Here is a 12,664-nt window from a genome sequence, read left to right on the forward strand (position 1 = left end):
AAAAGGCCGGCGAAACGCCCTCGCGCCGGCCCGCCTCGCGCTGCGGCGCCCTCATTTGCCCGCCGCCGGCACCATATCCCGGAACTTGCGCTGGGTGTATTTGGCGTAGATGCGCTCCACGCTGCCGTCGCGGATCAGATCGCCTATCGTCGCGTCCAGCCTGGCCGCCAGCGCCGCCTGCCGGGCGCTGAAATTGGGCGACAGATCGGTGCGGTCTATCACCGGCTGCAAGATCTCCACGTTCGGCCGCAGGGAGGCGCCCCACACATCGCACAAGACGAACCGACGATGGCCGCCGGTCAGCATCGCGTACAGCTGATCCTCGTCGTTGCTCGGCTCCAGCTTCCAGTTGGGATAGTTCAGAATCTTCGGCGTATAGGTATAACCGCGCACCATGCCCACCGCCTGGCCTTGCACCAGTTTCCAGTCGAAGGATTTGACCGGCGAGCCGCGCTTGACGCACAAAGCCACCGGATAGCTGGAATAGACGTTCTTGAAGCGCGGCGTCTGAGCGGCCACTTCATTATCTATCACCGCGTCGTAGTCGCCGGTCTTGACGCCGCGCAGGCAACGCTCCCAAGGCGCGGCCTCCATCGTCACCGGCACTTTCATCCGGCGGAAGGCCTCTTGCAGCACGTCGTGGCTGATGCCGGAATCCACCTTGCCGTTCTTCACATAGCTGAACGGCTGCCACTCCACCCCGCACAGTTTGACCGGGGCCTGCGCCGCCGCGCCCGCCGCCAGCAGACAGGCCCCGGCAGCCGTCATCCCTAGACTCGCCCGCATCGGCCTCTCCTTTCGTCCCGCTGTCCGCGACGATTTGTTATATGCCGGATCCGCGGCAATGCAAAGCCTGCGCCGCCAGCCGATCTGCCAGCGCCCGCCCCTTGGCCAGACAGTCCGGCAGCGACACCCCGTCCAGCCAGTTGGCGCAGGCATGCAGGCCGCGCTCGCTCGCGGCCGCCGCCAGCTGCCGCAAGGCCGCCATCACCGCCGTGCCCTGCGGCAGCGCCTGCGGCCAACGCACGATGCGCTGACTCAAGGGTTCGCCCTCCAGGCCGAACAGGCGCGCCAGCTCCAGGTTCAAGCGCCGCAACAAGGCCTGATCCGGCAAAGCGGCCAACTCCGGCTGGCGACGGCCGCCGATGAAGCTGGTCAACAAGCGCGAGCCGGGCGCCGCCGTATGCGGATAAATCCGGCTGGACATCAAATGCCCCAAGGCCAAAGCCTGCTCGCTGGCCGGGTGCAAGCCGCCGAAACCCTCCAGCGGCCGGCGCAGCGTCCGCTCCGCCGCCACGGTGGCCACCACGGTCAGCGGCGCATAGGGCAGCGCCGCGCAGGCCCGCGCCCATTCCGGCTCGCAGGGTTCCAGCAGCCGCGCCGCCTGCGGCGCCGGCAAAGCCAGCACCACCGCGCTGGCCGGCTGCGGCCCCTGCGGCGTCCACAAACGCCAGCCCTCGCCCGCGCGTTCCAGCGCCAGCGCCGGACAGCCCAGCCTCACGTCCAGATCTCTCGCCAGCCGCTCCGCCAGGCTGGACAGCCCGCCCGCCAGCGTGCACATCCGCTTGCGCCGGATCTCGCCGCGCCGCCAGCGCCGCCACATGCCCAGGGCCAGCGATCCCGCCTCCCGCTCCGCCGCCGCCAATGCGGGCAGGCATTCCCTCATCAGCAATTCTTCCGGATCGCCGGCGAACACGCCGCCGATGAACGGGTCCACCAGAGTGGCCAGCACCTCCTCGCCCAAGCGGCGCCGAAAAAAGGCCGCCACCGTTTCCGACGCGTCCGGCTCGGCGGGGCGGCGCCAAGGCTCGCTCAACAGCCGCCATTTGGCGCCCGGGCTGAAATAGCCGCCGGCCAACAGGGAGGCGGGACCGTCGGGCAAGGCGCGGTAATGGCCGTGCCGCAGCACGAAGCGCCGCTGCGGCCCCGCCGCCGGCGCCAAGGGCGTCAGTCCCAGCTCCAGCAGCCATTGCCACAAGGCCTCATCCGCCAGCAAAGTATTGGGCCCCGCCTCCATCAAGCCCGGCGCCAGGTCCAGACTCAGCACCTTGCCGCCCACCCGGTCGGACGCCTCGTACACCACCGCGTCCACGCCGCGCCGGCGCAACTGCCAGGCGCAGGCCAGGCCGGACATTCCCGCGCCGATCACCGCAATCATTTCCCGTCCCCCTCAAAGCCAAAAGGCCGCCCAGCGGCGGCCCTCGATGGAAGACAGTATGCGGCAAGACGCCGGCCGGCCAATTGATCCGCCGCAAGCCGGCGCGCCGGCCTAGCGTTCCGGCGGGAACACGCCGCGTTGCTCGGCCTGCTCCAAGGCCTGCTCCAGCCATCCGGCCGCGGCGCGGCAGCCCTGCCTGACCCCCGGCATCACGCGCTCCAGCACCTGGGACTTGCGCACCTGCTGCTCCTTCCAGCCCTTGCCGTCGGAGTGCAGGTTCAACAAAGCCGGCGCCAGCCGGTCTATCGCATTGGCGAAACGCGCCTCCGCGGTAAAGCCTTGTTCGAACTCGTCCCACAAGGCCAACATTTCCTCCGCCTGCGCCTGCGGCAGCAGGTTGAACACCTGAGCCGCGCCGGCGCGTTCGGCCTCTTTCTCCTCAGGGCCTTCTCCTCGGTCGAATACGCTGACGTCGCCGGCGACGATTTCGCCGACATCGTGGACCAGCAAGAGCCTAACCACTCGGTCCAGCGCCACCGGCTCGTTGGCGTGCGGCTGCAAGGCCATGGCGAGCATCGCCACCTGCCAGCTGTGCTCGGCGGAGTTTTCCCGCCTCTGCTGCGAAGCGATCCAGTTTTTGCGGATCACTTCTTTCAATTTATCCAGTTCAAGGAAAAACTGGATGCTCTGGCTTAAGGCGGCATTACTCGTCATCACGGCTCCTGTGGATGCGGCGGCTCGCGTTCCGGCTCAGCGCCAGGGTCGGCCCGACAATGCCAAAACGATCAAAACCATTTCAATTCTACTCTATTTTCATAAACATCCATCAGGAACCGCTGACGCTCGAAGCCAGGGCCGCCTTGCCCGCCACCGGGTTGCCGTCGTCGCCCACCAGCAAAAAACGGACTTCCGCCTGCTCGACGGCGCAGGGCGGGGACGAATCCAAGGCCAGCGTCTCCGCCGTTAAGGGCGCCACCATCTCCGCCGCCAATGGCTGCGCCGGCCCCCTGGCGCAGGCCAGTTCCAGCGCGCGGAAGGTGGCGTAATAAGGGCTGGCGTTGTCGATGCGCAAACGCGGACCGTCCGTCCGCTGCTCCAGGGTGAAACGCAGTTGCTCCGGCAAGTCCTCAACCGAGACGGGCAGCTTGGCCGGCCGCATCAAGACCTTCATCTGAGTCCGCAGCGTGACGGTCAACGTCTGCGCGTCCGCCGGCAAATCCGTCCGCGTCGGAGGGATTTCGTACAGGTTCAACCAGAACAACGATTCGCGATCCACGGGCAAGGGCACGCCGGTGGCGAGCAGGCGCAGACTGATCTGTCCCTTCGGGTTCAAGCGGAAGATAGGCGGAATGGGCATCACCGCCGCGCCCGCCGCTCCGGCCGCGTCCGGGCCGGACTCCAAATGACCGTCGTCGACCCAGGCCTGCACCACCACCGGATAGGGGTTGAGATTGACCAGTTGCAGCGACTGCTCGGCGCCGCCGGCCTCGAACACCACCCGCGTGGACTCCGCCATCAGGCCGGCCCAACTACTGCCGCACAACAGGCACAACAGACCGCCCGCGCTCCAGCGCGCCCATGCGCTACTGGACACGGACCACCACTTGCGCGGTCGCGTTCAAGGAACCCGGCTTGACCTTCTTGCCCGGCAGGCGGATCAGCGTCGCGCGCATCCGGGCGCGGTAATGGGTCAGACCGCTCTGGTTACCCGTCGCTTCCGCGTCCTGCAACACCGGATACCAGCCGGCTAGGGCCCCGCCGCCGGTGATCAGCTCATTGCTCAACAGGTTCAAGCGCTGGCCGCCCAGCCGGCTCAAGGCCACGCCCACGCCGGTGGCCACGGCGGGGTTGACCCCGTAACCGTCGGACAGCAGATGTGTGACCCCGCCGCCGCCGGTGCCCAAGCCCTCTTTCAAGGCCGCCTGGTAGTTGGCGGCTTGCACCAGCACCCCCATCGCCGTCTGTCCCGCTCCGGTTCCGCTTTGAAAACCAGACAGGCCGATATTGGCCGGCGAGCCCGTCTGGCATTGCAGGTTGATCTCGATCGGCAGCGTACGCTGCCCGCCTTTCTCCATCTCAACCGCGCTGATGGGCGGAAAAGCCACTACCGGCGTCACCGTTACCACCCGGCAGCTGGCGGTTCTGCGGATCTTGACAGTGTTATACGGGTTGATGGAGCCGGGCCAGGCGTTGTAGAAGCCGGACCACTGCGTCGCATGATCCACGCCTTCGCCCAATAAGGGCGACAGGCCGCCGCCTTGAAACGCACTATAGGCGATGGGCTGTGTATACACCCAGTTCTGGCCAGCCACGCTGTCCTGCCAGCCGATATCTCCCGAGCCCTTGGACTGGCTGTACTTGAAGAACTCCACCTTGTAGTTGCTGAAATGCCGGGCCTTGATCAGATACCAGCCACGCGAATCCCGGTCGCGCGCCATGTCCAGTTTCAGCGGGCGTCGTTTCCAATAACGCGACGCGAACTCGCCGGTATTCAAATTGGTCACCCGCGCCATCAAACCGCGCTGCACGGTGCGGTAAGCTTGCGGCAGGCCGATGGCGCTGCCCTCCTCGTCCTTGCCTGCCCAAAGGTTATCGCCATTGGTCGAATAATATTCGTAAAAAGTGCTCGGCCTTTCCTCCGGCGAGCAACGGAACAGCACTTGCTCCGGCGTATAACTGCCGATATTGTCGGAACCCAAATCGTAAATGCTCAGTATCTTGCTGCCCAGCAAAGTGCCGTCCGGCTGGAAGACCTCATTGTTGATGTTGATGGTCATCGCCATCGCGCCCTGCCCGGCGGTATCCGTCGAACCCAACCAGGACCGCACTTCTCCCTTGCCCGGTTCAACATAATCCACATCGTTGGGATTGGTCGACGGCGTGGCGCGCGACACGCGATAGCACGCGGCCTCCGCCTGCGCGCTCCACAACCCTCCCAGCAGCAGGGCCAATAAGGCCGCCGCGCCATGCCTCCGCGCCGCGGCGTCAGTTTGAAATTTCATCTTGGTCCTCATTGTTTGAGCGGCGGCGCGCACTCCGCCTCCAGGCGGATAATCGGCCGGCTTGGCGCGTCGTCGGCCAGTTCATACGGCAGCGCGCACTGCCTGTCCGCCTCTTTGCCCCACTTCACCAGCAGGCGCGCCTTGCGGGAGGCCACCCGCGCATAGGCCTGCCCGCCCTGGCCCACCATGCCGATATTGGAGCCGTCTTCCGCGTACACCATCGCGCCCATGGGCAGGGCCTGGCCGTTTGCCAGCCACCCCTTGATCAACAGCGCCTGGCCGCGGCGGGTGGCGAACTTCAGCCTGACCGCCGCGCCGGCGTAAGGCGCGGTGCGCAATTGGTCGCCTTGCAGCTCCACGCCATCGGCCAGGCCCTTGCTGTCCAGCGACACGTCGTTGTAACGGTAAGGGGTCAGCGACGGGATCAGCGCGTAACCGGCGCGGTCCACCTTGGCACCCATGCCGTAGCGCACTTCCGCGCCTTTGGCGCCCGGCGCTTCCACCAGGCCGAAGGTTTCGCTCAGATAGGGGCCGAAGGTCACGCCACCGCGGTGCACCGCCACCGCGCCGCGCGCGCTGGCGCCGGTTTGGGTGAAATTGCGTCCGCGCGAATAACTGCCGCCCACGGTGACCAGCGGGAAGCGCTTTTGCACATTGCCGCCCAATGCGGTGGCGCTGTTTTGCGAGGTCTGCGACACGTTGACGCCGTAGCTGACCGTCTGCGCCTCGTCCGCGGTGCCGCTCAAGGACAGTTGCAGATTATTTTCACCGTCGCTGCGGCTGGTCGAAGCAGCCAACATCGGCGCGCGCCGGACCTTCCCCAAGGGCATGGATAGATTGAACATCACCGTATTGCGCACCCGTCCGCTGTCCAGCGGCTGAAATCTGGAGCCGCCGTCTTGCGATTGCCCCATGCGCTGGCGCGCCACCGATACCCCGTAACTGATGGAACGGAACTGGTTCTGATAGCTGAGTTGCAGCTGGGTGTCCCGCTCCTTGCCGTTGTAGTAATCGCTGATCGCGGCGGACAGTCCCAGGCTGCCGTAATCGCCCAGCCGCTGGTTGACGCTGACGGTGAACTGGTTGCGCTGCTGGAAGCTGCCGGAGTTCCAGGTCCGGCCCTGCTTATAGGCCTCGCGCGCGCCCAGCGCGTCGACCAGATCGCGGTAGCCGCGAGTGGAGTAGCGATAGCCCGCCAAAGTAATGGACGTGGCGGTGGGCTGGATGGTGTGGCTGTAAGTCAGCGCCGCGCGCCAGCCGTGGATCTGACTGCCGTCGCTGTCGCGGGAGCGCGACAATGTGGCGTCCGCGCCCAAGGCGCCGTAGCGAGACCCCCACACCGCCCCGCCCAGCAGCGCGGCGTAATCGGACGCCGCCCGCGCGCCCATATTGGCGGTCAAGGCGTTGCTGACGCCGCGCTGATAAGTGAAATCGGCGAACACCGGCTTGTCTTCCAGCGTATTGCGCAGCTGGCCCACCGTCAGGCTGTAACGCGTCTGGCCCGGCCGCATCGATCCCGGCACCGCGGCAAACGGCACGGTGAAACGCTTCACCTGTCCGTCCGCCTCCGTCACCTCCACCTCCAGGTCGCCCTGATAGCTGGTGGGGAATAGATCGTCGATCACGAAGGGCCCGGGCGCCACCACGGTCTGATAAATTTCCTGCTTGCCCTGACGCACCACCACCCTGGCGTTGGTGTCCGCCACGCCGCGCACCACCGGCGCGTAGCCGCGCACGGCTTCCGGCAGCATCCGGTCGTCGCTGCGTAGCTGCACGCCGCGATAGCTGAGCCCGCTCAGCAGGCTGCCGCCGGTGGAGCTGTCTCCTAGCGTCAGCTCGCTCTGCAGGGCGGGCAAGGCGCGCTGCACATAGCTGCGGATATGATTCCAGCGTCCGCCTCCGGCCATGCCGCTGCTGTAGTTGGATTGCTGACGCAAACGCCACAGCCCCAGGTTCACCCCGGCGTCGGCGGAAACGTAGTGATAGGTGTTGCTGATATCGCCGGTGCTGGAGCGGTAGCTGTTGGCGTCGTAGTTGAGGAAGCCGATGGCCGCGCCGACATCCAGATCCTCTTCCGCCACGTAGCCGCGCGGCAGCCGTTTCATCGCCGCCTGCGGCACCGACAGATTCAGACGCAGCCGCGGCAGGTCGAACTCGCTGCCGGCGCCGGGAATGCGCAGCGCCAGCGGCCAGCACGCCGCCGCGTCCTCCTCGTCCGGCGGCAAGCTTTCGGGCAAGACCCCCGCCTTGATCAGGAAAGCCCGATCCAGACAAGCGGACGTGGGGTGGTCTTCCTCGCGCCGGAAGCTCACGGTTTGGCGAGAGTAAAACGTGTTGTTGACGAAAACATCCACCAGGTACTCGCCGGGGTCTACCTGGCTGGGCTTGTTGAAGCGCTCGATGTCGTCCGCCAGCGAGTTGCCTTGCAGCAGCCGCTTGTCGAAACGGTAAGCCAAGAGCGCCGGCGCGGCCTCGGCCGTACCCGGCTCGGCCCAGACCAAGCCAGGCGACAGGCAGACCGCGCCGGCGGCCAGCATGGGGGGAAGACCAGGAAGCCACTGGCCGCGATAGGAAGTTGAAGTCATATCCGGGGAATCACTCCGCTGCCACGGCGGCGGACTCGACTTCGTTCACGCCGCCGTAATCATTGACATGCTTGTAACGCACGGAGAGCGGCGCGCTGGTCTGCGTCAGCCCCGATACCGGCCAACTGGCTCGGGAAAACGGCGCCAGCATGTCCGCCTTGAAAGCGTGGGCCTTGCCGCCGCTCATCACCTCGCCGCCCATCAGCGTCAGGTAGTAGCCGCTGCGGTTGTCCGCAACCAATTGCCATGCGCGGCCCTGACGCTGCAAGGAGAAACGCAGTTGCTCCGGCGCCTGCTCAACCCGGCCCTGAATGCCCGCCGGGCGATAAAACAGCTTGAGCCGGCTGCGCAGCATCACCAGCATCTGGTTTTGCTCCGAGAACTCGCCGGTAACCGACGGGATCTGCAGCATGTTGAAGTAGTAGACCGACTCCCTGTCCTGCGGCAGCTCGCTGCCGTCGAACACCAGCCGCACGGTCTGACCCGCCTTGGGTTCCATGCGGAACACCGACGGCATGGCGGCGAACGGCGCCGAAGCGGACTCCGGCGTGGAGTCCACGTCGCCGGAATCCAGCCAGACCTGGACCACATTGGGCGTGGCGTCTTCGTTGCTCAGTTGGATGCTGCTCTCGCGAGCCTGGCCGGGATAAACGATGCGGGTGTTGTTCAGCACCACGCTGGCCCAGGCCGCCGGCCACGCCGTCAGCAGAATCAGTCCCGGCAGCAGCGCGCGCCGGAGCGCGGCGGCGCTAAACGCGCCACGCTCCGGCTGACTGCCGCTAGGTTTACAAGTAGGAAACCGCATACTGCACGCTGCCCAGCACCGACCCTACGGTGGCGGCGCCTTCGGCGTAGTAGCGGACGGCGAACTTGTGCTCAGCCGTGGTTTTGCCTGCTTCCAATACCAGGCCCGACGCCTTGTAACCGCCGGTCAGGTCGAACGGATTAGCCGGAGCAGCCGGGTCCAGCAATTGCAGGGCAACGTTCTTGGCGGTGCCGGTGTTAACGATATTGCCGTCCTTAGTCAGGCTATTGGCGACGAACACGGTCTTGATCTCGGTGCCGCCGGTGGGCGCCGCTTCACAACCGGTCAGACGGATGGTGAAATCGGTTTGCCCCGCCGCCGCGCCCGCCGCGCTCAGGCTGGTCGTCGGCACCGTAGGCAACAGAACCACCGGGTTGCTGTCATTGCCGTTGATATCCACCTTGCAAGTTTGCGAAGACACTTCGCCCTGGAAGTTAATGGTGTTGCCCGCCAGCGCTAAAGTCGGCAGAAATAAACTGGCCAAAACGACGATCTTTTTCATGAAACGACTCTCCATTGATATTTAAATATCTTCAATTTCAAACTCGCCGAAACCATTTTAATCGAGCCCAAAATAAAGACAGGCCGATTGTACTTAGCCCCCCTAAACAGACAAATAGGATTTTTCCTAAAAAAATCATGTCGACACAAAAAAACGCAAACGTATTTACCAAAAACGAATTTAAAATAATGATAAAATTAATATATTCATAACAAGCAGAATATTCTCAAAAATTACATAATGGATCTATTTATAGATAACCAAAACCACCAACTCAGTCCCCTGCTTACATGGGTGCCATCCAGGCAATATGCGCCGTCCGCTCAGCCAGTATTGCCATATCTTGCGCCACATCAGCGTTTTCCAACCGAGCCTGAATCTGACATCTCCTAGGCCTCAAGCGCCCCCTCCTAATGAATTCATCTCAGACAGTGTTATGTTTTAATACTATCCTTAACAGCTAACACCCTATCCATTTCACAAAAAGAACCTATCAAAACTTCAGAGAACATCATGTCAAGCGCCACGCCTGGCAGGAGAGTTTATAAAAACAAAAAACCCCTTGTCCCGCCAAGAGGACAAGGGGCCATGCCATACAACTAATCCCAGCTGTCTACAACAGCAAGACAACCATCAAGCAAGCTGACATTACATGTCGAACCGGTTCACGATCTCACGCGCAAGAGCGAGACAAGACCTTGCGACCGAGAAATTTGAACAGGCTCTTAAAACGACGACAAGGCCATCGCTCTGGCCACCGCTTCACTAAGCTTGGTGCCATCAGGCAATACCGCGCTATTCAACAAGCGCTCATGAATGAGCCTGGCTTGTTCGGCCTGGCCCGCGGACTGCAATAACAAGCTCTGCGCATATTGGCCGGGGAAGCTGTCGGGGTTCAGTCCCAAAGCCCGTCTGGCGGACTGCTGGGCTTCTTGCAAATGCCCCTCCATGATCGCGACGATGGCGAGGCCGCCATGGGTATCGGCAAAGTTCCGATCCAGCCGCAAGGCTTCCAGCAAAGCCTCCTTGGCCTGCGCAGGTCGATTGCTCAAGATTCGACACCAGGCCAGCACATGCCAACTGCCCACATGCCCCGGCATCGAACGCAGCGCTTGAGCCACGCTGGACTCCGCCTCATCCAGTTTGCCTTCCAGCATGGAAACCAGACCCAGCCCCATCTGCGCCCGGCCTGAATTCGGCTTGCTGGCGCAGGCCTGCCGCAACAAGGGGCTTGCGACGGTCAGGTCCTGCTTGCTTAAGGCCAACATGCCCAACACTGTCGCCGCATCCGGATCGGAAGGCGAAAGCTCCAAGACTTGACGAGCGACGCGTTCCGCAGCGGCCAGATTCTCTTGATCCAGATATAAGGTCGCCAACAAACCATACAGACTCAGGTGCTCCGGGAACTGCCGCAAAGCCGTTTCCGCCGCTACAACCGCATCCTCCAGCCGGCCTAAAAAGTGCAAGGCGCGGACATGCAAGGGGCCGGCTTGAGGCAAGAGCGCCAAACTCTTGGACGCTCTGGCGGCTTGGGGCTCCGCCTCCTCATAACGCCCTTGCAACATCAGCGCGTAGGCCAGGTTGTAGAATAAGGCGGGCTCCTCCCAAGCTTCGTCCCGCAAGGCCTGGAACACCGCCACCGCCTCGTCAAGACGTCCCTGCCGCATCAAGGCGACGCCCTGCAAGGAGCGGCCGCCAAAGTGTCCCGGCGCCGCCGCAAACAATTGCCGCAGAGCGGCTTCATGCTCATGCAGGCTGCCGGCCTGCAAATGGAGATCGGCCAGTTCGAGCAGCAAATGAGGATTGGCCGGATCGGCCGCTAGATAAGCCTGTAATTGGCTTAATCGCTGATTGGGTTCGGTCATCATGCTTGCTTATGGGATTGTTGCAATTGCTGCCGCAAGTACGCGGCCAGCTTTTCATATTGGGGGTGCTGACGAAGGGCCGCAGCCACATCCGCCACCAAGCCGCCGAAAGCCGGATCCGTTGCCGCGCCGGCGCCAAACTCTTCCGAAAGCAAAGCGCGCACATGCACTTCCAGCACGCGCGACTCCGCATCGGGCCAGCTTGGATCGATCGCCCGCAACTGCTTGGCAATCTGTCGACGCACGTCGGCGCTACCGGCGGCCTTGGCCGTGCCGGCCGCCGGCGCGGATTTTGACCCGGCCGGCCTTTGGCCCTCTACCGATCGGTTTCTGGCCAACAAGCGCTGTAAAATACTGGCTTTGTCTATCGGCTCCATCGGTTCAATTCCAGCCAAACACCCGCATCAATGTAGCTTATCGTCTCCGCTGGAGGCGTACCCTCGCAGCAGCAAGTTGCCTGCCGAGGCGCCCGCGGCCGGCTCGGCCTCCACCATCGGCGCCTCAGAGCCGGCGCCCTGCTGGGCATCGATCTGCGCCAGAATCCGCCGCATGTCCTCGTTCAGCATGGGCGCGGCCTGGTTGGCCGCGATGCCTCGCGTCAAATACTCCCTGCAATCGGCAAACTCATCCCGGATCAGATGCAGCAGGCCTTGGCGAAACAGTTGCAGCGGATGATCCTCCGCCAACTCGCCCAGCCCTTGCCACGCTTGCTCGGCCCGGTCCGGCTGCCCCTGGGTCAGATGCAACAGGCCCAACTGGAAAACCGCCATCACCAGCCCCGGCTGCAAAGCCACCGCCTGCTCCATTTCGACCACAGCGCGGTCAAACAAGCCGATCTGCGCATACTCCGCTCCCAGCAAGTAACGCAGGCGGGCATCTTCGCCATCGTTTCTCACCCCCTGCTTCAGCAGCGCCACCGCTTCCGCATGTTGCTGGCTTTCCATCGCTTGCAAAGCCAACTGAAAAAGCTCTTCCTGATCCAATACCGCGTAATCCATTAGTACTCCATTTCAACACATCGCCGCATCAGAACGGCAGCACGCTCATGAAAAAACGAGTCAGCCAGCCGGGCTTGGCGAACAAGCTCTGATTACCGGCGGTCTGCTGCTCCAATCGAACATCCGTGACCTTGGTGGAGGACACTAGGTTGCCAGGCAGGATGTCGCGAGGATTGACTGTTCCGGACAGCCGGATCTGCTCGCTATCCTCGTTTATCTGGACCTGCTTCTCCCCGCTCACCCGCAAATATCCGTTCGCCAGAATCCCCACCACAGTCACTGAGATGGAACTGGTAAAACTGCTGCTGTTGTTGCGGCTGCCTCGGCCATCCATCTTCTCGCCGCCGGAGGCGCTCAGTTCGCCGGACAAGGACTTCTTTCCCGGGGACCAGCCAAACATCCGGTTGATTGCGGGAGCGTCCATTTCCACTCCGATCTCGTTGCCTAGCCGAGTATCCCGGCTGCCTCTGGCCTCTTCGGACAAGCTGGAACTGGCGCGCTCCTGAATCACCACCGTCAGGCTGTCGCCAACGCGGGACGGCACATCGTCGCGGAAATAGGAACGATAACGGCCAGGCTGATACAGACTGCCGGGGGTGGTCTGCGCCATGGGAACAGGCGCGGGATCCGCGCTGGTCGGTCCGGAAACCAATGGCTTGGGCGTTGCTACACATCCGCCCAGCGCGGACAAGACGGTAAACAACAACATTATTCTGGCACAACAAGACATAATCGGTCTTTCAATTGGA

The 12,664-nt window shown here is 63.4% G+C and carries 12 protein-coding genes; all 12 read right to left on the bottom strand.

Annotated elements, in window-relative coordinates:
- Positions 1-51: 51 nt before the first annotated feature.
- The 12 genes from ACODRW_RS21715 to ACODRW_RS21770 all read right to left on the bottom strand — a co-directional run bounded on the left by ACODRW_RS21715 (position 52) and on the right by ACODRW_RS21770 (position 12,624).
- The gene (locus ACODRW_RS21715) at positions 52-786 is read right to left on the bottom strand and encodes a substrate-binding periplasmic protein (RefSeq protein WP_488906665.1); all 735 of its coding nucleotides are present in this window, start codon (positions 784-786) and stop codon (positions 52-54) included.
- A gap of 37 nt (positions 787-823) precedes the next feature.
- Complete coding sequence (hemG, locus tag ACODRW_RS21720) at positions 824-2,158, bottom strand: protoporphyrinogen oxidase (RefSeq protein ID WP_488906666.1); 1,335 nt, start codon at positions 2,156-2,158, stop codon at positions 824-826.
- Between the two features lie 111 nt (positions 2,159-2,269).
- Positions 2,270-2,872, bottom strand: a complete 603-nt coding sequence (locus ACODRW_RS21725; RefSeq protein WP_227107123.1) for an HD domain-containing protein — start codon at positions 2,870-2,872, stop codon at positions 2,270-2,272.
- A gap of 112 nt (positions 2,873-2,984) precedes the next feature.
- Positions 2,985-3,752, bottom strand: a complete 768-nt coding sequence (locus ACODRW_RS21730; protein WP_227107121.1) for a fimbrial biogenesis chaperone — start codon at positions 3,750-3,752, stop codon at positions 2,985-2,987.
- Positions 3,742-5,160: a fimbrial protein gene (locus ACODRW_RS21735; RefSeq protein WP_488906667.1), complete on the bottom strand. Its 1,419-nt coding sequence runs from the start codon at positions 5,158-5,160 to the stop codon at positions 3,742-3,744. Before ACODRW_RS21735 ends, ACODRW_RS21730 begins: the two co-directional genes overlap by 11 nt.
- Before the next feature lie 8 nt (positions 5,161-5,168).
- Positions 5,169-7,745, bottom strand: coding sequence for a fimbria/pilus outer membrane usher protein (locus ACODRW_RS21740; RefSeq protein ID WP_488906668.1), 2,577 nt, complete (start codon positions 7,743-7,745; stop codon positions 5,169-5,171).
- A gap of 10 nt (positions 7,746-7,755) precedes the next feature.
- Complete coding sequence (locus ACODRW_RS21745) at positions 7,756-8,550, bottom strand: fimbrial biogenesis chaperone (RefSeq protein ID WP_227107118.1); 795 nt, start codon at positions 8,548-8,550, stop codon at positions 7,756-7,758.
- Positions 8,531-9,052 carry a fimbrial protein gene (locus tag ACODRW_RS21750; RefSeq protein WP_488906669.1) on the bottom strand — a complete coding sequence of 174 codons (522 nt, stop codon included), beginning with the start codon at positions 9,050-9,052 and terminating at the stop codon, positions 8,531-8,533. The genes ACODRW_RS21745 and ACODRW_RS21750 overlap by 20 nt, the downstream gene beginning before the upstream one ends.
- 725 nt (positions 9,053-9,777) lie before the next feature.
- Positions 9,778-10,920 (bottom strand): tetratricopeptide repeat protein, encoded by a 1,143-nt coding sequence (locus ACODRW_RS21755; protein ID WP_488906670.1) that lies wholly within the window; start codon positions 10,918-10,920, stop codon positions 9,778-9,780.
- Entirely contained in the window at positions 10,917-11,294 is a 378-nt protein-coding gene (locus ACODRW_RS21760) for a hypothetical protein (protein WP_488906671.1), read from the bottom strand. Before ACODRW_RS21760 ends, ACODRW_RS21755 begins: the two co-directional genes overlap by 4 nt.
- A gap of 27 nt (positions 11,295-11,321) precedes the next feature.
- A complete protein-coding gene (locus ACODRW_RS21765; protein WP_488906672.1) occupies positions 11,322-11,915 on the bottom strand; it encodes a hypothetical protein in 594 nt (197 codons plus the stop codon).
- Between the two features lie 28 nt (positions 11,916-11,943).
- Entirely contained in the window at positions 11,944-12,624 is a 681-nt protein-coding gene (locus ACODRW_RS21770; protein WP_488906673.1) for a flagellar basal body L-ring protein FlgH, read from the bottom strand.
- Positions 12,625-12,664 lie beyond the last annotated feature (40 nt).

It is taken from the genome of Chromobacterium sp. FG89 (genome assembly GCF_057808735.1).

Bases quoted from the DNA above. Each gene is read 5' to 3' on its own strand.
- ACODRW_RS21715 (WP_488906665.1), bottom strand. From the start codon at position 786: ATGCGGGCGAGTCTAGGGATGACGGCTGCCGGGGCCTGTCTGCTGGCG.
- hemG (WP_488906666.1), bottom strand. From the start codon at position 2,158: ATGATTGCGGTGATCGGCGCGGGAATGTCCGGCCTGGCCTGCGCCTGG.
- ACODRW_RS21725 (WP_227107123.1), bottom strand. From the start codon at position 2,872: ATGACGAGTAATGCCGCCTTAAGCCAGAGCATCCAGTTTTTCCTTGAA.
- ACODRW_RS21735 (WP_488906667.1), bottom strand. From the start codon at position 5,160: ATGAAATTTCAAACTGACGCCGCGGCGCGGAGGCATGGCGCGGCGGCC.
- ACODRW_RS21740 (WP_488906668.1), bottom strand. From the start codon at position 7,745: ATGACTTCAACTTCCTATCGCGGCCAGTGGCTTCCTGGTCTTCCCCCC.
- ACODRW_RS21745 (WP_227107118.1), bottom strand. From the start codon at position 8,550: ATGCGGTTTCCTACTTGTAAACCTAGCGGCAGTCAGCCGGAGCGTGGC.
- ACODRW_RS21750 (WP_488906669.1), bottom strand. From the start codon at position 9,052: ATGAAAAAGATCGTCGTTTTGGCCAGTTTATTTCTGCCGACTTTAGCG.
- ACODRW_RS21755 (WP_488906670.1), bottom strand. From the start codon at position 10,920: ATGATGACCGAACCCAATCAGCGATTAAGCCAATTACAGGCTTATCTA.
- ACODRW_RS21760 (WP_488906671.1), bottom strand. From the start codon at position 11,294: ATGGAGCCGATAGACAAAGCCAGTATTTTACAGCGCTTGTTGGCCAGA.
- ACODRW_RS21765 (WP_488906672.1), bottom strand. From the start codon at position 11,915: ATGGATTACGCGGTATTGGATCAGGAAGAGCTTTTTCAGTTGGCTTTG.
- ACODRW_RS21770 (WP_488906673.1), bottom strand. From the start codon at position 12,624: ATGTTGTTGTTTACCGTCTTGTCCGCGCTGGGCGGATGTGTAGCAACG.